The sequence below is a fragment of the Nocardia transvalensis genome (genome assembly GCF_015477765.1).
In the GTDB taxonomy this organism is placed as follows: Bacteria; Actinomycetota; Actinomycetes; order Mycobacteriales; family Mycobacteriaceae; genus Nocardia; species Nocardia transvalensis_A.
In genome coordinates, this window is record NZ_JADLQQ010000005.1 from 326902 (window position 1) to 347067 (window position 20166).

Annotated in this window: 15 protein-coding genes and 1 pseudogene; 2 read left to right on the top strand and 14 right to left on the bottom strand. The window is 68.4% G+C overall.

Annotated elements, in window-relative coordinates; translation table 11 throughout:
* Positions 1–185: 185 nt before the first annotated feature.
* Entirely contained in the window at positions 186–1160 is a 975-nt protein-coding gene (locus IU452_RS16625; RefSeq protein WP_195109967.1) for a proline dehydrogenase family protein, read from the bottom strand.
* Positions 1161–2804, bottom strand: a complete 1644-nt coding sequence (gene pruA / locus IU452_RS16630) for an L-glutamate gamma-semialdehyde dehydrogenase (RefSeq protein ID WP_195109968.1) — start codon at positions 2802–2804, stop codon at positions 1161–1163. It abuts the gene before it with no gap.
* An 88-nt stretch (positions 2805–2892) separates the two neighbouring features.
* Between pruA and IU452_RS16635 the strand changes: the two genes are divergently transcribed.
* On the top strand, positions 2893–4551 hold the full coding sequence (locus IU452_RS16635) for a PucR family transcriptional regulator (protein ID WP_324192664.1): 1659 nt from the start codon (positions 2893–2895) through the stop codon (positions 4549–4551).
* Between the two features lie 288 nt (positions 4552–4839).
* Positions 4840–5385: pseudogene (locus IU452_RS16640) on the top strand (DinB family protein).
* A gap of 606 nt (positions 5386–5991) precedes the next feature.
* On the opposite strand, the gene ileS reads toward IU452_RS16640, so the two are convergent.
* The 12 genes from ileS to ftsW form a co-directional block, all read right to left on the bottom strand.
* A complete protein-coding gene (gene ileS, locus IU452_RS16645; protein WP_195109970.1) occupies positions 5992–9144 on the bottom strand; it encodes an isoleucine--tRNA ligase in 3153 nt (1050 codons plus the stop codon).
* A 321-nt stretch (positions 9145–9465) separates the two neighbouring features.
* The gene (locus IU452_RS16650; RefSeq protein WP_098698573.1) at positions 9466–9666 is read right to left on the bottom strand and encodes a hypothetical protein; all 201 of its coding nucleotides are present in this window, start codon (positions 9664–9666) and stop codon (positions 9466–9468) included.
* A gap of 91 nt (positions 9667–9757) precedes the next feature.
* Positions 9758–10591 (bottom strand): DivIVA domain-containing protein, encoded by an 834-nt coding sequence (locus tag IU452_RS16655; protein WP_195109971.1) that lies wholly within the window; start codon positions 10589–10591, stop codon positions 9758–9760.
* A 73-nt stretch (positions 10592–10664) separates the two neighbouring features.
* Positions 10665–10967 (bottom strand): YggT family protein, encoded by a 303-nt coding sequence (locus tag IU452_RS16660; RefSeq protein WP_195109972.1) that lies wholly within the window; start codon positions 10965–10967, stop codon positions 10665–10667.
* 126 nt (positions 10968–11093) lie between these two features.
* Entirely contained in the window at positions 11094–11840 is a 747-nt protein-coding gene (locus IU452_RS16665; protein WP_195109973.1) for a cell division protein SepF, read from the bottom strand.
* Between the two features lie 106 nt (positions 11841–11946).
* Positions 11947–12696, bottom strand: a complete 750-nt coding sequence (locus tag IU452_RS16670) for a YggS family pyridoxal phosphate-dependent enzyme (RefSeq protein WP_195109974.1) — start codon at positions 12694–12696, stop codon at positions 11947–11949.
* 161 nt (positions 12697–12857) lie between these two features.
* A complete protein-coding gene (gene pgeF, locus IU452_RS16675; protein WP_195109975.1) occupies positions 12858–13589 on the bottom strand; it encodes a peptidoglycan editing factor PgeF in 732 nt (243 codons plus the stop codon).
* A 132-nt stretch (positions 13590–13721) separates the two neighbouring features.
* Positions 13722–14951: a cell division protein FtsZ gene (ftsZ, locus tag IU452_RS16680; protein WP_195109976.1), complete on the bottom strand. Its 1230-nt coding sequence runs from the start codon at positions 14949–14951 to the stop codon at positions 13722–13724.
* 352 nt (positions 14952–15303) lie between these two features.
* Positions 15304–15936, bottom strand: coding sequence for a cell division protein FtsQ/DivIB (locus tag IU452_RS16685; protein WP_416382329.1), 633 nt, complete (start codon positions 15934–15936; stop codon positions 15304–15306).
* A gap of 116 nt (positions 15937–16052) precedes the next feature.
* Positions 16053–17498: a UDP-N-acetylmuramate--L-alanine ligase gene (gene murC / locus IU452_RS16690; protein WP_228818111.1), complete on the bottom strand. Its 1446-nt coding sequence runs from the start codon at positions 17496–17498 to the stop codon at positions 16053–16055.
* Positions 17499–17581: 83 nt separating this feature from the next.
* Positions 17582–18646 carry an undecaprenyldiphospho-muramoylpentapeptide beta-N-acetylglucosaminyltransferase gene (gene murG / locus IU452_RS16695; RefSeq protein WP_228818113.1) on the bottom strand — a complete coding sequence of 355 codons (1065 nt, stop codon included), beginning with the start codon at positions 18644–18646 and terminating at the stop codon, positions 17582–17584.
* 59 nt (positions 18647–18705) lie between these two features.
* Positions 18706–20157 carry a putative lipid II flippase FtsW gene (gene ftsW / locus IU452_RS16700; RefSeq protein ID WP_195109979.1) on the bottom strand — a complete coding sequence of 484 codons (1452 nt, stop codon included), beginning with the start codon at positions 20155–20157 and terminating at the stop codon, positions 18706–18708.
* Positions 20158–20166: the final 9 nt, after the last annotated feature.

The following is a 20166-nucleotide window of genomic DNA, read 5'->3' on the forward strand; positions in this document are numbered from 1 at the left end:
GGCGCCGCACTCCCCCCTCACGGGAGCCGACGGGCAGTGGGCTTTGTCACTGTCTTGCCCCAAACCCTACCACCATTTGCCGCTATACAACGGCACGTTAAATAACGGTCCGATGTATTTTGCCGCGCTCGGCGTGAGCGGCGCAGTGGCGTCAGGTAGGGGCGCCGCGCCCGCCGAGCGGCGGCTCACCTCCCCGGTGCAGCCGACCGGAGGAAGAACATGAGGTTGGCCGGCCGTTCCGCGAGGCGTCGCACGAAGTAGCCGTACCACTGGTCGCCGAAGGGCACATACACCCGCAGGTGCTGGCCCATGCGGACCAGGCGGTCCTGTTCGGCGGGCCGGATGCCGTAGAGCATCTGGAATTCGAAGTCGTCGCGCCCGCGCGGCACCGCCGTGGCCAGCAGCGCCGCCGCCTCGATCATCGCCGGATCGTGCGTGGCGACCATCGGATAACCCTTGCCGCGCATCAGGATTCGCAGACACCGCAGATACGAGGCGTCGACCTCCCGCTTGCGCCGGAACGCCACCGTCTCCGGTTCGTTGTAGGCGCCCTTGCACAGCCGGATCCGCGCACCCTCCTCGGCAAAGGCCCGGCAGTCGTCCTCGGTGCGCCGCAGATACGCCTGCAGCACCGTGCCGACCGTGTCGGGGTGGTCGCGGCGCAGTTCGCGCACGATGGACAGGGTGGAGTCGGTGGTGGTGTGGTCCTCCGCGTCGAAAGTCACCCAGACCCCGGCGTTTTCGGCCGCCTCGACGACCTTGCGCGCATTGTTCAGTGCCACCGCGTGACCGTCGCCGGGCAGCGCCTGCCCGAATGCCGACAGCTTGACCGACACCTCGAGCGGGCGCGCGCATCCCGACTCGGAGCGTCCCGGCACCTGCGCCAGCGCATCGATCAGCGCCAGATATTCGTCGACCACATGCTGAGCCTGCGCCGGATCGAGGGTGTCCTCGCCCAGATAGTCGATGGTGACGAACCTGTTCTGTCGCAACAGTTCTCGCACGTTCTCCAAAGCCGCATCGCGAGACTCCCCGGCGACGAACCGGTCGACGATGCGTTTGGTCACCGGCATCCGGGTCAGACCGCGTTCGGCCCGCTGCGACCGGGCCGCGGCCAGCAGGGCGGGACGCAGCGGGTTGCTCAACACCACCGTGCTCATCTACGCGTCCTCTCCCTGGTGCGGATATTCGTGGGTCGTCGCCGGGACGAAGGTCTCCTTGATCGACCGCGGTGAGGTCCAGCGCAGCAGATTCAGCGCCGACCCGGCCTTGTCGTTGGTGCCCGAGGCGCGCGAACCGCCGAACGGCTGCTGCCCGACCACCGCGCCGGTGGGCTTGTCGTTGACGTAGAAGTTTCCGGCCGCGAACCGCAATGCCGCACTTGCCTTGTCGACGGCCGCCCGCTCGCGCGCCAGGACCGCGCCGGTCAGGCCGTAGGCCGCACCGCCGTCGACCAGTTTCAGCACGTCGTCGAAGGCATGCGGGCGGGCATCGTCATAGACGTGCACCGACAGGATCGGGCCGAAGTATTCGGTGCGGAACGCCTCGTCGGTCGGGTCGTCGCCGAGCAGCAGGGTCGGGGCGACGAAGTAGCCGACCGCATCGTCATAGGTGCCGCCGGCCGCGACGGTCAGATTCGGGGTGGCCTTGGCCCGTTCGATGGCGCCGACATTGCGGTCGAAGGCGCGCCGATCGATCACCGCGCCACCGAAATTCGTGAAATCGGTGACGTCGCCGTAGGTGAGCGTGCCGATCCGCCCGATCAGCTCGTCACCGATGCGCGACCACAGCGACTTCGGCACGAACGCGCGTGAGGCGGCCGAACACTTCTGGCCCTGGTACTCGTAGGCGCCGCGGATCAGCGCCGTGGTCAGCACCTCGGGGTCGGCCGAGGAGTGGGCGAGCACGAAATCCTTGCCGCCGGTCTCCCCCACCAGCCGCGGGTAGGTGCGGTAGCGGTCGATGCGGAGGCCGACCTCCCGCCACAGGTGCTGGAAGGTGCGGGTGGAGCCGGTGAAGTGGATGCCCGCCAGCCGCGGATCGGTCAGCAGCACATCCGACACCTCCGGACCGTGACCGTGCACGAGGTTGATCACGCCCGGCGGCAGTCCGGCCGCCTCGAGCAACCGCATGGTGTGGTACGCGGCCACGGCCTGAGTCGGCGAGGGCTTCCACACCACCGTATTGCCCATCAAAGCCGGTGCGGTGGGCAGATTTCCGGCGATGGCGGTGAAGTTGAACGGGGTGATCGCGTAGACGAAGCCCTCCAGCGGGCGGTAGTCGGTGCGGTTCCACACCCCGGGCGAGGAGATCGGCTGCTCGGCCAGCAGATTCCGGGCGAAATGCACATTGAAGCGCCAGAAGTCGACCAGTTCGCACGGCGCGTCGATCTCGGCCTGATACGGCGACTTGGACTGACCCAACATCGTTGCCGCGGCGATGGTTTCGCGCCAGGGACCGGCCAGCAGATCGGCGGCGCGCAGGAATACCGCAGCGCGCTCGTCGAAAGGCAGTGCGCGCCACGCGGATGCGGCCTTGACGGCGGTGTCGACCGCGTCCTGCACATCGCCCGCCTCGGCGACGCTGAAGGTGCCGAGCACGGCCGCGTGGTTGTGCGGCTGCACGACCTCGACGCGGGCGCCGGTGCCGGCGCGGTGCTCACCGTCGATGACGTGGCAGATCTCGGTGGGGTTGGCCGCCAGCTCGCGCAGCGCGGCGCGCAGCCGGGCTCGTTCCGGAGTACCGGGCGCGTAGGAGTTGACTGGTTCGTTGGACGGTGCGGGAACCGTGGTGATGGCGTCCATACGCAGCAATAAACACCGTCCGACGGTGGCTACCGTTGTACAGGAGAACGAATTGCGTTTGGCTTTTTCGTCCGATTGAATGAAGAGTGTGAACCGGTTCATACCGCTGTCGGAGCTGCTATCGGCCCTGACCAGCGCCGTTGTCACGCTGCTCGACGCGCCCGCGGGCGAGGACGTGATCGTGGATTCGGTGGCGTTCATGGATGTGGACGATCTGACCATGGAGTTGCCGCCGGGACGGGCGCTGCCGGATGCGTATCTGCAGGTGGGCGTCGACGACGAGGACGCCACCCGGTGGCTGCGTGCGCTCGGTGAGCGCTGCCCGCCCGAGCATCGGCCGCGGGTGGTGTTCTCGAAGGAGGCCTCGCCGCAGCTGCGGGCCGCCGCGCTCGACGCCGGGGTCGCGGTGGTGGCGGTGCATCCGCACGCCCGCTGGGAGATGGTGCATTCGCTGATCGGGCGGATCATCGGCGACGGGATCGGGTCGCGGACTACGGTGGAGTCGGCGCCCGCGGTGGATACCGATCTGTTCGGGCTGGCGCAGTCGGTGGCCGAATCGACCCGCGGGCTGGTCAGTATCGAAGACGATCAGTACCGGCTGCTGGCGTATTCGGCCGACAACACCGCCTCCGCCGATGTGGTTCGGCGCGCCTCGGTGCTGGGACGGCAAGGCCCCGCCGGTTATATGCACTGGCTGCAGCGGGAGGGGGTGTTCGACCGGCTGCGCAATACCGGTGACGTGGTGGAGGTTCCGGCGCAATCGGAGTGGGAGACGCGGCGGCGCATCGCGATCGGCATCCGCGAGCCCGGGCGCCGCGGCGGGCGTGGGCGCACCGTGCTGGGCACCATCTGGGTGCAGGAGGCCACCGAGCCGCTGCATGCCGACAGTGCGCGTGTGCTGCGGGGCGCGGCTTCCATTGCGGCGCGGGTGATCTGGCGCGCCCGCCAGGCCCCGACCTCGGATGCGCTGCTGATCCGGCGGCTGTTCGGGGCGCACGGCGGCGAGGTCGACATTCCCGCCTTCGCCGAGACCTTCACCATGGCCGCCGACGGGCGCGCGGCGGTGGTCGGCTTCGCCCTGAGCGGCGGGCAGCGACCGGATGACGACACCCTGCATCGCGGCATGGTGACATTGCGACTGCACGCCAGCGCCTTCCGGCAGGACTGTGTGACCAGCCTGATCGGGGACAGGGTGTATGTGCTGTTCCCCGAACATCATTCGGTGGAACGGGTGACCTCGTGGGCCAGGCAGGTCATCGGGCAGCTGGGTGAGCGCTCCGGGGTGACGCTGCGCGCGGCCATTGCCGCACCGGTCGATGGGCTCGCCGATGTGGCCCGGGCCCGCGGCGAGGTGGATCGGGTGCTGGACCGGACCGTGGATCTGCCCAGCAATGAACCGGTGACCACCCTCGCCCGTTCCCGCACGACGGTGCTCCTCGCCGAAATCCTCACCCTCATCGGCGATCATCCCGAACTGCGCGACCCTCGCCTGGACACCCTGACCGACTACGACGACAAGTACTCCGCCGAACTACGCCTGAGCATCGAGGCCTACCTGACCCACCGCGGCGACGTCCGCACCGCCGCAACCCAATTGCGCATCCACCCCAACACCCTGCGCTACCGCATCCGCCGCGCCACCCAACTCATGGGCATCGACCTCGACTCCCCCGCCGACCGCCTCCTCCTGGAAATCCAACTGGCAGTCCATCGCCAAATGAATACCCCTCCCCACCAAAGGGGTTGAAAGGCTATGAGAGGCGAGCCCCGGCGGATGTAGCCAGGAATCAAAATCTGCGACATACTGGCCACTAGGCGGCAGGCCTTCTGACAGGCCTGGGCTGCGGTGTCGATGTAGGCCCGCATCGCCCACGCTCGGTCCGCAATCCGCGCGGTGAGCGCTTCTCTTTTCCCGGTCGTTCCCTGACGCCGGATGCTTCGTCTGTCTCCCGAGATCGATCGCTGCGCCGCCGCTTTGTGTCATTCAGCGCGACCGATGCAGACCTCACGACACCACAGAATGGAGTGAAAGCCCATGAGTACCAACCCGATTACCATCGGCACCGAGCGAGTGATCATCGAGAACACGCTCGATCGCAACCGCGAAGCGCTCATCGAGACCGTCCGCGGCCTGTCCGAGGCGGACGCCCGCTGACGACTCGTCGCGTCGCTGACGACTCCGATCTCCTTGATCAAGCATGCCGCTGCCGCGGAACGGATCTGGTTCCAACGGTTCTGGGCGGGACTCGACGAATCCGAATGCGACGGATACTCGCGCCGCGACGAGGGCACATTCGCCGTCGCCGACGACGAGTCGCTGACCGACGTCATCGCCGAGTTCGAGCGCGCAAGCCAACGATCACGAGAGATCGCGTCCCGCTTCGACCTCGATGACACCAAGGACAATCCCCGCGAGGGCAAGGTCAGCATGCGCTGGACCCTGCTCGCCATGATCGAAGAGTTCGCCCGACACGCGGGTCACGGCGACATCCTCCGCGAACAGATCGATAAGCCCACTCCAACAGCAGAACCCGTGAAACGTCGGCCCTACCGAACACAGGGCGACCCGAACCCGGCGTAGGAATCGAAGTCCCACGCGGGGTGAAAGAACGCCCCTGCATCCGGCGCTGGCGCGCCGGATGCAGGGAATGAGAGGCGAACCCGCCGGCTACAAGGACGAGAGACGAACCCGACGTAGGAAGCGAACCTCACGCGGAAACGAGCACCCCCGGGGGCTCACGCCCGGTTTCCCCGCACCCACCCACAGCGCGCCCCTGGTTCCCCGTATCCTCACGGCACGCCCCTGGCTCCCCACACCCCCACGGCACGCCCCTGGCTCCCCACACCCCCACGGCACGCCCCTGGCTCCCCGCACCCTCACGGCACGCCCCTGGCTCCCCGCACCCTCACGGCACGCCCCTGGCTCCCCGCACCCCCACGGCACGCCCCTGGCTCCCCGCACCCCCACGGCACGCCCCTGCCTCCCGCACCCCCACGGCACGCCCCTGCCTCCCGCACCCCCACGGCACGCCCCTGCCTCCCGCACCCCCACGGCACGCCCCTGGCTCCCCGCACCCCCACGGCACGCCCCTGGCTCCCCGTATCCCCACGGCTACGCCCCTGGTTCCCCGTATCCGGCGCGCCAGCGCCGGATACGGGGCCCATGCGGCGTGTAGTGCCGCGCGGCTCAGGCCTTCGTGATCGAGGCTCGGACGCCGCCGACGAGGTCGGCTGCGTCTGTGCCCGGGTCGCCGAAGGTCAGGGTGGTGGCGAGGATTTCGCCGGCGATCAGGTCGCGGTGGGTTTGCGCCCACTGCGAGCGGTCGCCGGGGACGTCCAGGACGACCGTGATGCGGTCGGAGACGTCCAGGCCCAGAGACTTTCGGGTTTCCTGGAGGTCGCGGATGAGGTCGCGGGCCCAGCCCTCGGCCTCGAGGTCCTCGGTCACCTCCGAATTCAGCACCACCAGGCCGGCGTTGCCGGGGAGGGCGGCGGTGGATTCGGGTTCGGCGGCCACCAGGCGCTGGGTGTACTCCTCGGGGAGCAGGTCGATGCCGGCGGCGCTGACCACGCCCTCCGGGCTCTCGGTCCACTGCCCGGCCTTGACCGCCTTGATCACCGTCTGCACGTCCTTGCCCAGGCGGGGGCCCGCGACGCGCGCGTTGACGGCCAGTTCGAAGCGGCCGTGCGCGGCGACGTCGGTGGTCAGGTCGACCTTCTTGACGTTCACCTCATCGGCGATCAGGTCCACGAACGGGGCGAGCCGTTCCGCATCGGGGGCGGCGATGGTCACCTCCGACAGCGGCAACCGCACCCGCAGGTTCTGCGCCTTGCGCAGGCTCAGCACCGTCGAGCACACCGTGCGCACCTCGTCCATGGCCGACACCAGCTCCGGATCCTTCGGCAGCTCGGTCTCCCCCGGCCAATCGGCCAGATGCACCGAACGACCGCCGGTCAGCCCGCGCCAGATTACCTCCGAGATCAGCGGCAGCAGCGGCGCCGCCAGCCGGGTGGTCACCTCCAGCACGGTGTGCAGGGTGTCGATGGCGTCTCGGTCCTCGTCCCAGAACCGCTGCCGCGACCGGCGCACGTACCAGTTGGTGAGCGCGTCGGCGAACGACCGCAGCTGATCGCAGGCGGTCGCGATGTCATAGACCTCGAGCGCCTCGGTCATCACATCGCGCGTCTCGGCCAGCTTGGCCAGGATGTAGCGATCCAGCACATGCGTCGAATCCGTGCGCCACTCACCGGCCTTCGACGCATACAGCTGCAGGAACGTCCACGCGTTCCACAGCGGCCGCAGCGCATGGCCGACACCCTCGCGGATGCCGCGCTCGGTGACGATGAGGTTGCCACCCCGCAGCACCGGCGAGGCCATCAGGAACCAGCGCATGGCATCGGAGCCGTCGCGGTCGAAGACCTCGTTGACGTCCGGGTAGTTGCCCTTGGACTTCGACATCTTCAATCCGTCGTCGCCGAGCACGATGCCGTGCGCCACCACGGACTTGAACGCGGGCCGATCGAACAGCGCGGTGGCCAGCACATGCAGGGTGTAGAACCAGCCGCGGGTCTGCCCGTTGTATTCGACGATGAAATCGCCGGGGTTGTGGGCAGGTTCGGCGGCCGTACCGTCGAACCACTCCTTGTTCTTGAACGGGTAGTGCACCTGCGCATACGGCATCGACCCGGACTCGAACCAGCAGTCCAGCACCTCCGGCACGCGCCGCATCATCGACTTGCCGGTCGGGTCATCGGGATTCGGGCGCACCAGCTCATCGATCATCGGCCGGTGCAGATCGGTCGGCCGCACGCCGAAGTCGCGCTCCAGCTCGTCCAGCGAGCCGTACACGTCGGTGCGCGGGTACTCCGGATCGTCCGACACCCACACCGGGATCGGCGCGCCCCAGTACCGGTTGCGGCTGATGTTCCAGTCGCGCGCACCCTCGAGCCACTTGCCGAACTGACCGTCGCGGATGTGCTCGGGCACCCAGGTGATCTGCTTGTTCAGCTCCACCATGCGGTCGCGGAACTTGGTCACCGCCACGAACCACGACGGCACCGCCATGTAGATCAGCGGCTGACCCGAGCGCCAGCTGTGCGGATAGGAGTGCTCGATCGTCTCGTGCCGCAACAGCTTTCCGGCGGCCTTGAGGTCCTTGATGATGACCGGGTTGGCGTCGAACACCATCAGGCCCTCGTACGGCGGCACCATCGAGGTGAACTTGCCGCCCGCGTCCAGCGGCTGCACCACCTCGATGCCGGCCTCCGCGGCGACCGCGATGTCTTCCTCACCGAACGCCGGGGCCAGATGCACCACGCCGGTACCGGAGTCGGTGGTGACGTAGTCGGCATTGAGCACGCGGAAGGCGTTGGGGTGGCCGCGGAAGAAGTCGAACGGCGGCGTATAGCTCAGGTCGGCCAGCGCGGCGCCCAGGTGCTCCGAGAGGACCTCCGGCTCCTCCCCCAGTTCCCGCGCATAGTGCGAGACGCGCTCGGCGGCGAGCAGGTACCGCTTGCCGTCCTTGCCGCGCACCTGCACGTAGGTCAGATCCGGGTGCACCGCGATCGCCAGGTTGGACGGCAGCGTCCACGGCGTGGTGGTCCAGATCAGCGCGTTCGCGCCGTCCAGCTCGTGCAGCGGATGCCCCTCCGGCACGCTCAGCACCATGTCGACGGTGACCGCCGGGTCCTGGCGCATCTTGTACGCGTCGTCGAGGCGGGTCTCCTGGTTCGACAGCGGCGTCTGCTCGTACCAGCTGTAGGGCAGCACGCGGAAGCCCTGGTAGATCAGCCCCTTGTCGTACAGCGTCTTGAACGCCCACATCACCGACTCCATGAAGTCGATGTCGAGGGTCTTGTAGTCGTTGTCGAAGTCGACCCAGCGCGCCTGACGCGTCACATAGTCGCGCCACTCACCGGTGTAGCGCAGCACCGAGGATTTGCACGCGGCGTTGAATTCCGCGAGGCCCATCGCATCGATCTGTGATTTGTCCGTGATACCGAGCTGCTTCTCCGCTTCGATTTCCGCCGGCAGCCCGTGGGTGTCCCAGCCGAAACGCCGCTCGACCTTCTTGCCGCGCATGGTCTGGAAACGGGGGATCAAATCCTTGACGTATCCAGTGAGCAGATGCCCGTAATGCGGCAATCCGTTGGCGAAGGGCGGTCCGTCGTAGAAGACGAACTCCTGTGCCCCGGCGCGGTTCTGGATGCTGGCGCGGAAGGTGTCATCGGCCGCCCAGTAGTCCAGGACGCGCCGCTCCAGCTCGGGGAACGACACCTGACCGCCGGTCGACAGATCGGCGCGTGGATAGGCGTCGCGGGTCGCTGTCTCGTCTGCCATGTCGGGCAGTGGTCTCCTCGTGCCAGTGCGCCTGTCGGGCGCATCCCGGTGGGCACGGGGACGACCCCGGCGCCCGGTGCGCCGAAACCGCGGTACCACCCCGCTTGTCCTCGATGACTCCGTCATCCCGGACGTCAGTCCGAGGACCTCTCGTTGTGAGCTGTGACGGGCTCACCCGTTCGGTTCTACTGAGCGCGGCCCGTAGGCGTGCCGTTCTTCCGAAGGCTCCCCGGTGATAGCCGGATCACTGCCGTTGTCAGGTTTGATTGTAGCGAGTATGGGCAATCCAGTTTTCAGGCCTCCGCCGGGCCATGAGGAGGACTACCTTTTGGCGTGACGGCCTGGGCGAGACTGGGAATCGTCGTCGGAGTCGCGCATGGACAGCGCGCTCACCAGCAGCAGGACCGCGCCGATGACACACACCACGATGCAGCCCCAGGCCCAGATCACCGAACCGGTGGTCAGCGCGGTCACCAACAGGGCGAAACCGATCGCGGCCAGGACGAGCGTCAGAACGAGCATGGTCACCCCCTAGACGGGCCAGGTGGCTCGACAAGACTTCCGACCACACAAACTGCCGCCTCGCGGGCGCGGCGACTATTCGAAACGGAAACTACTTGCCGCCCTTGGCGAACGATGCCGGGGCGTGGTTGTTGGCGCCGGCGCCGTCGAAGGCGTCGCCACCGTCGACCGGCACCGCCGAGCCGCGGTTCTCCAGTTCCTCGAGCTGCGATTCCAGGTAGGACTTCAGCCGCACCCGGTACTCGCGTTCGAAGGTCTTCAGCTGTTCGATCCGGCTCTCCAGCACGCTGCGCTGCTGGGTGATGGTGGCCATGATCTCGGTGTGCTTGCGCTCGGCGTCGGCCTGCAGGGCGTCGGCCTTCTCCTTGGCCTGGCGCAGCTGGCTGTCCGAGCGGGACTGCGCATCCGACAGCATGGCCTCGGCCTTCTGCCGGGCCTCGGCGATCATCGCCTCGGAACGGGTGCGAGCGTCGCTGACCAGCCGCTCGGAGTTGGCCCGCGCGTTGGCCAGCAGTTGCTCGGCCTCGGTCTTCGCATCGCTGGTGAGGCGGTCGGCCATCTCCTGGGCCAGGCTGAGCACCTTGGCCGCCTGTAGGTTCGCGTCGGCTGCGGCCGCATCCTTCGGCGCGGCGGGGGCGGCGGGCATCGGGGCCGGCGGGGCCACCGGGGCGGGCTTGGGCGGTTCCGGCTGCGGCGGAGCCTGTTTCACCGCCTGCGGCGCCGGACGCGCCTTCTTGGCCTCTGCCAGTTCGGCATCCAGCTCGGCAACCCGCTGGCGCAGATCGGCATTCTCCTCGATGAGGCGTGAGAGCTCCTGCTCGACCAGGTCGAGGAAGGCGTCGACTTCATCCTCGTTGTAGCCGCGCTTCCCGATCGGCGGTTTGCTGAACGCGACGTTGTGCACATCGGCTGGGGTCAGCGGCATGGAAGGATCCCTTCACGCTTCGTACGGAGATCTAGCAGTAGATCTAGCAAGCTATTCTTCACGGCCCATTCTGTCACACCGGGGCTACCGGCTGCCCGAGCCTGTTCGTGATCGTCATCAAGATGAACACGATGAAAAGCAGCACCATAATCGACAGATCGAGGCGAATTCCACCCAAGTTCACCGGAGGTATCAAACGCCTCAGCAGTTTCACCGGAGGATCGGTGATCGTGAAGATCACCTCCAAGATGACGGCGACGGCGCCCCGGGGGTGCCAGTCCCGGGCGAAGCTCCGGATGAACTCGACGATCACTCGGCTGATCAACAACAGCCAGAAGAGGAACAGGAGTACATACAGCACCTGGAACAAGGCCACGCGTCCACTTTGCCTCAGATTCGGTGTCCTGCAAACTCCCCGCGCCGTCCGGACCGGCGGCGCTCCCCCCGCTGGCGGCGTGTCCACCAGGGCGGACGGTCGCCCGCATCGCCCTGGGAGAAACGGTTATTTCTGGTTGTAGAAGCCGTTTTCGGCGATCCGGCGGCGCTCCTCGGCCGATACGTCGACATCGGCCGGTGAGAGCAGGAACACCTTCGTCGCGACCTTGTCGAACGAGCCGCGCAGCGCGAAGGCCAGCCCGGCGGCGAAATCGACGAGGCGGCGCGCGTCGGCATTGCTCATCTCGACCAGGTCCATGATCACCGGTGTGCCGTCACGGAACCGCTCGCCGATGATGGCGGCCTCGGCGTAGGTGCGCGGGCGCAGCGTGGTGATCTTGGACAAGGGGCCTCCGTCCTCGAAGACCGGCGCGCGGCGCGGGGCCGGTTCGAAGCGGGCACGCTCCTCCACCCGCCGCTCTTCCATCCTGCGCTCGACCTCGGGGTCCACCGCCAGCGCGCCGTGCGTGGTGCCGCGCACCATCGGGGCGGCACCCAGGCCGCGCGAACGCCCCGACGGCGCGGACTCGATGCGGGTGGGACGGCGCGGCGGCTCGTAGCGGTCGTCGGCGTAGGGCTCGTCGGCGTAGTCGTCGCGGCGGGCCACGGTGTATCCGGGCTGGTAGGGAGCCTTGTAGGTGGGTTCGGGGTAGCCGGGCTCATCGTCGTAGTAGCGCGGCTCGCCGTACTCGCGGGACCGGCGCGAGCCACGCTCCTCGACACCCCGCGGACCGCGGTCGTCGACGTAGTCGTCTTCGTATTCCTCGAGCGGAACCATGCCGAAGTACGCCTTGAACCTGTGCAGCGTGCTCATCCTGGTCGACCTTCCTACGGCACCCGGCTGGCCTGGGGTGTTAAGTCCTGCTCAACCTCTTCCGTCACAAGCATATGTTTCGAATGTGACTGATGAGGTTTGTTTGCTATCTCGAGGTTATCGGTCGAGCGCCCATCAAGGCAGTACCGACACGCACGCAGGTCGAGCCGTGTCGAATGGCGGCCTCCAAATCGCCCGACATGCCGGCCGACAGTTCCCTCGCCTGCGGGTGCTCGGCCAGCAGCCGCTCGTGCAGCGTTGCCAGCCGGGCGAATTCGGGCTCCGGGTCGACGTCCAGCGGAGGGATAGCCATCAGGCCTGCCAGCTGCAGGTTCGCGGACTCGGCGACGTGCGCGGCCAGGGCCGGGAGATCAGCCGGGGCCACCCCGCCTCGGCCGGGGTCGCGGTCCAGGCTGACCTGGATTAACACCTGCAGCGGCACGTCCCGCTCCCCGGCGTCGCGCGCGGCCCCGACACCGGCGTCAAGAGCCGTTGCCAGGCGTTCGCTGTCGACCGAGTGGACGGCATCTGCCCAGCGCGCCACCGACTTGGCCTTGTTCCGCTGCAACCGGCCGATCATGTGCCAGCGTATTTGGGACAGATGTCCCAAAGAGGCCACCTTCGCTCCGGCCTCCTGATCTCGCGATTCACCGAATTCGCGCCGCCCCAATCCATAGAGGATCTCGATATCCGAGGCGGGGAAAAACTTTGTGACCGGAAGCAACTTCACCTCGGCCGGATCCCTCCCGACCGCCCGGCAGGCGGACTCGATTCGCGCCAACAGACCGGTCAGAGCACTGGACAGTTCGGCCGTGCGCGTGGATTCCACGGCGGTGGCTCCGGATTCGGTGGTCATAGAAGAACTCCCTGAATTGCGAAACTCATCACGAATGCCCCCGAAAGTGCCGATTGGGAGAATTTCTGCTCATATCTCGTCCTGATCTCGACGGCAACCCCAGAAAATAGGGGCAAGGAAGATTGCGGGTTCATGCGCGCGGGGCAGGGCGGATCGGGGTTTCATGCATGCGGCTCCTCGGTGTGCATCCAGATGACGCTCGCGAGACGACCGGTCGGTGCGCCGCGGCGGTGGCTGAAAAGGGTTTCGTCCTCGATGGTGCAGCGCGGGTCGACCGCGACCGCGCCGACACCGGCCTGTTCGAGCTGTCGGCGGATTCCGGCGCGCAGATCAAGTCCCGGGGTGCCCTTGTCGGTGGTGGTGGCGCTGCCGGGCAGATGGGCCTCGACGTCGTCGCGCATGGCGGCGGGGACCTCGTAATTGCGGCCGCTGGCGGCCGGGCCGAGAAAGGCGCCGATGCGTTCGGGGTGCGCGCCCAGCGACACCATCGCGTCCAGCACGCGCGGCACGATGCCGATCCGGGCCCCCACCCGGCCCGCGTGCACGGCGGCGATGACGCCCGCCTCGTCGTCGGACAGCAGGATCGGCACACAGTCGGCAGTCAGCACCACCAGCGCCAGCTCCGGCACGCGGGTCACCAGCGCATCGGTCACCGGAACCGGTTCGGCGCGCGGCCCGTCCACGATCTCCACGGTCCGGCCGTGCACCTGCTCCATCCACACCAGCCGCTCCGGCGCCAGCCCGATCCCCTCGGCCAGCCGTAACCGATTGCGCCGCACGGCCTCCGGATCGTCCCCGACGTGATCCCCCAAGTTGAACGAATCGTACGGCGCCCGCGAGACCCCACCCGCCCGCGTCGTAGTAACCCGCCGAGTCCGCACCAAAGTCGTCATACCGACGAGATTAGTAGCCACCCCGCGGCAACCACCGCCGTCATGCCGCCTACAGGCTCAGCCGCAATCCCCTTCCAGGGCCGCGTGGGCTCTCACAATCCCTGTATCCGGCGCCGGCGCCGGATACAGGGCCTAGCGACGCATGAACGACGGGACGTCTACGTCGTCGTCGGAGTCTTCGTCGGGGGGTTGGATGTGGTTGCGGGCGTTGTGGGCAACCGTAGGGTCGGGTGTGGGGCGGGGTGGGGCGCCGTAGGAAGGCGCGGGGCCGCGTTCGACCGTGGACGGGGCGGGGGTGGGCTCGGCGGGGCGGGGGGTGGGGAAGTCGGACCCGCGGGGGGTGTGCTGGCCGATTTCGCCTGCGCGGCCAGAGCCGATGGTGCCGCGGCCCGCGGTGTCGATGCGCCGGGCGGGAGTGCCGCCGTCGAAGCCCGCGGCGATGACGGTGACGCGGACCTCGTCGCCGAGCGAATCGTCGATGACGGTGCCGAAGATGATGTTGGCCTCGATGTGGGCCGCCTCCTGCACCAGCGACGCCGCCTCGTTGATCTCGAACAGGCCCAGATCCGAACCGCCCGCGATGGACAGCAGCACGCCGTGCGCACCGTCCATGGACGCCTCCAGCAGCGGCGAATTGATCGCGGCCTCGGCCGCTTTCACCGACCGGCCCTCGCCGCGCGCGGAGCCGATACCCATCAGGGCCGAGCCCGCGCCGGACATGACGCTCTTGACGTCGGCGAAGTCGACGTTGATCAGGCCGGGCGTGGTGATCAGATCCGTGATGCCCTGAACACCGTTGAGCAGCACCTCGTCGGCCGAGCGGAAGGCGTCCATGAGGCTCACCGCCGCATCGCCCAGCTGCAGCAGCCGGTCGTTGGGGATCACGATCAACGTGTCGCAGGATTCGCGCAGCCCCTGGATACCGGCCTCGGCCTGGTTGCTGCGCCGCTTGCCCTCGAACGAGAACGGCCGGGTGACCACGCCGATGGTCAGCGCGCCCAGCTTCCGGGCGATGCTGGCCACCACGGGCGCACCGCCGGTTCCGGTGCCGCCGCCCTCACCGGCGGTCACGAAGACCATATCGGCGCCCTTGAGCACCTCTTCGATCTCGTCCTTGTGGTCCTCGGCGGCCTTGCGGCCCACCTCGGGATCGGCACCGGCGCCCAGGCCGCGGGTGAGTTCACGGCCGACGTCGAGCTTGACGTCCGCATCACTCATCAGCAGTGCCTGCGCGTCGGTATTGACCGCGATGAACTCGACACCCTTGAGTCCCTGTTCGATCATCCGGTTGACGGCATTCACGCCGCCGCCGCCGATACCGACGACCTTGATCACTGCAAGGTAGTTGTGCGGGGGCGTCATGGGCTCTCGCCTTCCTTCGATCTAAAGCCTGTCGTTTTCGGATTCTCGGCAGAACGCCGACCGGAAATGGTCCGAGGCGGCAAACCCGGGCTTTCGCTCGGGCAAACCCTCAACCTCAACCATAGGGTTAGCGTTATGTCAAGTATCCGATGGTGCGGAACGCTATTCGCACCCGCCGCGATACGCGCGCAGGCGCGCCGAAACGAGTCCTGAGAATCTTGTGTGATCCTTCTCGTTCGAGCCCCGCCCCGCATCGTATCGTGAACGGCTGCACCCGGTACCGGGAATCGTTCCTTGTGTCCGCGGCGAATCCGGTGAGCACCGAAAACGCTGAAGCCACAACGGGTATCACTTACTTTACCGTTACCAGATCGGGACTCGAAACGTCGAATACCGTTCCGGGCCGGGTCAGCACCGGCAGCACCACCGCCGCCTTGCGCTCGGCATCGCCCGTCCCTCCCCACAGCACTGTACGCCCGTCGCGCAGATTCAGCTCGATATCCGAAACCGACCGTGCCACAACCTCTCCCACCTGGGCACGCAGCGGAGCGGGAACGACGTCGAGCACCGCCACGGCGGCCCGGGTGACCGGATCGTCGACACCGGGATGATCGGTGGTGAGTTTGGGCACTCCCGGCGGTGGCGGCTCGATGGCGAATTCCACGCTATCGGCGTCGAGCAGGTGCGGGCCCTCCGGACTGTCGAAGTACAGCACCGGGACCCGCTCCACGACGGTGACCCGCACGGTGGCCGGGAACACCCGCTGCACGCGCACCGAACGCACCTTGGGCAGCGCCGCCACCCGCTCGGCCACCGCATCGGTATCGATGCGCAGCATAGAGATCCCCTCGGGAATCCGCAGCACCTCGCGCACCTGCTCCTCGGGCACCGCGGCCAGCCCCCGGATCTCCACCTTGCGCACCGACAGCACCGGGGTGAACCACGCCACCCCGGCCAGCACGATCAGCACGGCGACAACGCCCAAGGACCACAAGGCGATTCGACGACGCTGCGCGGGGGTCGTGCGGCGACCGCCACTCCGGAAGCGGCGGAAGCCGGTTTCGGACTGTGGATCCCGGCTCTCCCCGGACCGGCGCGCACTCATCGTCCGGCGGGCGGGCGCACCCGCAGACCGTCGAGTATCTGGCTGCCGAGCATGGTGACATCACCGGCGCCCATGGTGATCACGACGTCGCCGGGACGGGCCAGGCTCGCGACCTGGCGGCCCACCCGTGACATATCCGGTTGGTAGTGCACGGGCTCGGTGACGGCCTGGGCGACCAGCGCTCCGTTGATACCGGGCAGCGGCTTCTCCCGCGCGCCGTAGACGTCGAGCACCACCACCTCGTCGGCCACCGACAGGGCGGCCCCGAATTCGGCCGCGAATGTGGCTGTGCGGCTGTACAAATGCGGCTGGAAGACCACGATGACCCGCCCCTGGCGGGAGCGCGCGCCGTCGGCGGCCTCCTGGCGGACCAACTCCGCGGCGGCACCGAGCACGGCCCGCACCTCGGTCGGATGATGCGCGTAGTCATCGAAGACGCGCACCCCGTTCTCCCGCCCGACGAACTGGAACCGGCGGTGCACCCCGCCGAAACCCTCCAGTCCCTGCAGGATCTCGTCGAGATCGGCACCGGCGTCGCGCGCGGCCAGCAGCGCGCCCAGGGCGTTGAGCGCCATATGCCGTCCGGGCACCGACAGTCGTAGCGTGCGCGGGGCGGGCTCGTCGGCGAGCTGGAAGGTGGCCACCCCGCCCACATCGCGCGGCTCCCACGCCAGCAGCCGCACCCCGATCGGGACGGGCGCACCGGACAGATCCCCCGCGCCGTAGCCCAGGACGCGGATGTCGAGTTCCCCGGCGGCGATCCGGGCGGCGACGCGCTCGGCCAGCGCCCACGACCCCGGGTCGTCCAGGCACACCACCAGCAGTCCACCGGCGGTCAACCGGGCCACGAAATCGTCGAAGACCTGGACATAGGCCTCATCGGAGCCGAAGAAGTCCAGATGGTCGGATTCGATATTGGTGACCACCGCGACGTCCGGGTCGTACTGCAGCAGCGAACCGTCGGATTCGTCGGCCTCGGCGACGAAGTAGCCGCCGGTGCCGTGATGGGCGTTGGTCCCCGCCTCGTTGAGTTCGCCGCCCACCGCGAACGACGGATCGAACCCACAGTGCTGCAACGCCACCACCAGCATGGAGGTGGTCGAGGTCTTGCCGTGGGTGCCCGACACCAGCAGCGTGCGGTGCCCGCGCATGAGTTCGGCGAGCACGGCCGGGCGCAGCAGCACCGGCACCCCGCGCCGGTTCGCCTCGACCAGTTCCGGATTGGTCTTGGGGATGGCGGCGTAGGTGGTGACGACCGCGGTGGGCCCGCCGGGCAGCAGATCCAGCGCACCGGCGTCGTGGCCGATGCGCACTTCGGCGCCGCGGGCCCGCAGGGCCAGCACACCGCGGCTCTCCTTGGCGTCGGAGCCGGAGACCGCGCCGCCGCGCGACAGCAGAATCCGCGCGATACCGGACATGCCCGCGCCGCCGATGCCGACCATGTGCACGCGCTGCAGCAGCGGCGGCAGATCGGTGTGTGGTGCGACCGGGGCCGGGTGGCCGTCGGCCGTGTCGTTGCCCTCCGTCACCTGCCCGCCACCTCCACCACGATCCGCGCCACCTTCTCCGCCGCGTCCCGATGCCCCGCACCGGCCGCGGCCACCGCCATATTCGACAACCTCAACGGGTCGGTGAGCAGCGGGATTACCTCATCGATCACGTACTTCGGGGTCAACTCCGCATCGGGAACAATCCTGCCACCGCCCTGATCCACGATGGGGCGGGCATTGAACTCCTGTTCGCCGTTGCCGTGCGGCAGCGGGACGTAGAAGGCGGGCAGGCCGACCGCCGACACCTCCGCGACGGTCATGGCGCCCGAGCGGCACACCGCCGCATCGGCGGCCGCATAGGCCAGATCCATCCGCGACAGGTAGGGCACGGCCACATACTTCGCCGGACCCTCCGGATCGATGCCGGTGATCTCGACGGTGTTCTTGGGCCCATGGGCGTGCAGCACCGAGATTCCCGCGGCGGTCAACTGCGCTGCGGCCGCCGAGACCGCCTCGTTGAGCCGGCGCGCGCCCTGCGAACCGCCGAACACCAGCAGCACCGGTCCCTCCGCGGGCAGACCGAAGTGGTCGCGCGCCTGCGCCCGCAGCCCCGCCCGGTCCAGGGTCGCGATCGACTCCCGCACGGGGATGCCGACGATCTCGGCATCGGCGCGCCCGCGCACATGCACTCCCGAATTCGGCACGGCGGCCAATACCCGGGTCGCCCGGCGGGCACCGATCTTGTTGGCGATACCCGCCTTCACATTCGCCTCGTGCACCACCACCGGCACCGGCCGCCGCCTGCGCAGACCGCGACCGGCGGCCAGATAGGCGGGCAGCGCGACATATCCCCCGAAGCCGATGATCACATCGGCCTCGACCGCATCGATCACCTCGCGGGTGCGGGCGACCGCCAACCGCACCCGGCCGGGCAGCCGCAACAGATCCGCGGTCGGCTTGCGCGGCAACGGCACCGGCGGAATCAGCTCCAGCGGGTATCCGCGTTCGGGTACCAGCGTGGTCTCCAGGCCCCGCTGCGTGCCCAGCGCGGTGATCCTGATCGACGGATCGAGCCGACGCAGCGCATCGGCGACCGCCATGGCGGGTTCGATATGGCCGGCGGTACCACCGCCCGCGACGATCACCGAGATCGCCCGTGTCACCTCGGATTACCCCGTTCTCTCGCATGTGTCATCGGATAGCTGGGCTCCCATGCCCGCGTGGACCGCCAGGACATGGTGCTGCCGGCGCGCCGACGCGCCGAATCCGAATCTATCGACCGGCGCGGGGCCGGGTCGGCACCACCCCGCCGCCGCGACGGCGGCAGCTCCCGCTTCGGCGGCGCCGCCCGCAGTCCGTTGCGTGACCGCGCGGCCTGCGCCCGGCTCGGCGAATACACCTCGGGCTTGGGCAGCCGCAGCAGCCGGCTGAAGCGCCCGTCCTGCCCGGCGTGCAGCGCGGCCACGGCCTCCGGTTCGTGCCGGGCGGCGCTGGCGATGAGGCCGAACATGAACAGCGTAATCGCCAATGACGACCCGCCCGCCGAGACGAGCGGCAACTGCAGGCCGGTCACCGGCAGCAACCCGACCACATATCCGATATTGATCAGGGCCTGACCGGTGATCCAGGTGGTGGCGGTCGCCGCCATCAGCCGCAGGAACGGATCCACCGAGCGGCTCGCGATGCGCAGCCCGACATAGACGAACAGCGCGAAAAGTCCCAGCACCAGCGCGCATCCGAGGAAGCCGAGTTCCTCGCCGATGATGGCGAAGATGAAGTCGTTGTGCGCGTTGGGCAGATAGCTCCACTTGGCCCGGCTCTGTCCCAGCCCGCGGCCCCAGATACCGCCGTCGGCCAGCGAGAACAGCGCCTGGCGGGCCTGATAGCCCATGCCCTGCGGATCCTCGCTGGGATTGAGGAAGGCCCGCATGCGGTCGGAGCGATAACCGGCGGTCAGCGCCAGAATGCCCGCGGCCACCGAACCGGAGACGCCGATGGTCACGAACAGCCGCACCGGCAGCCCGCCGAACCACAGCAGCGCCGCCAGCACGATGCCGACCGCGATCGTGGTGGACAGATTCGGCTCCAGCACGATCAGCAGACACACCAGCAGCCCGGCCGGAACCAGCGGCATGAGAATGTCGCGGTAACCGACGTTGTCCGAGCGCCGCGCGGCCAGCAGGTGCGCACCCCACACGATCAGCGTCACCTTGACGATCTCCGAGGGCTGCAGCGACACGAACCCCAGATCGAACCACCGCCGCGAGCCCTGCACCCGCGACCCGATGCCGGGAACCAGCACCAGCGCCAGCGCCACCACCGAGATCGCGAACACCGGAAACGACATCCGCCGCAGCATGCGCAGCGGAATCCGCAGGGCCAGATAGAACAGCACCACACCCAGCACGGCGAAGGCCGCCTGCTGGATGAACAGCGAATACGCCGACCCGTCGGCCGAATAGGATTCGACGCTGGACGCCGACAGCACCATCACCAGCCCGAGCGTGGTGAGCAGGGTGGCGATGGTGACCACCAGATGGAAGTCGGCCAGCGGGCGCGCCAGCCAGGCACCGAACCAGGTGCCCGTGTGCTTGCGCGCCTTTTCTGTCATGCTGTCCCC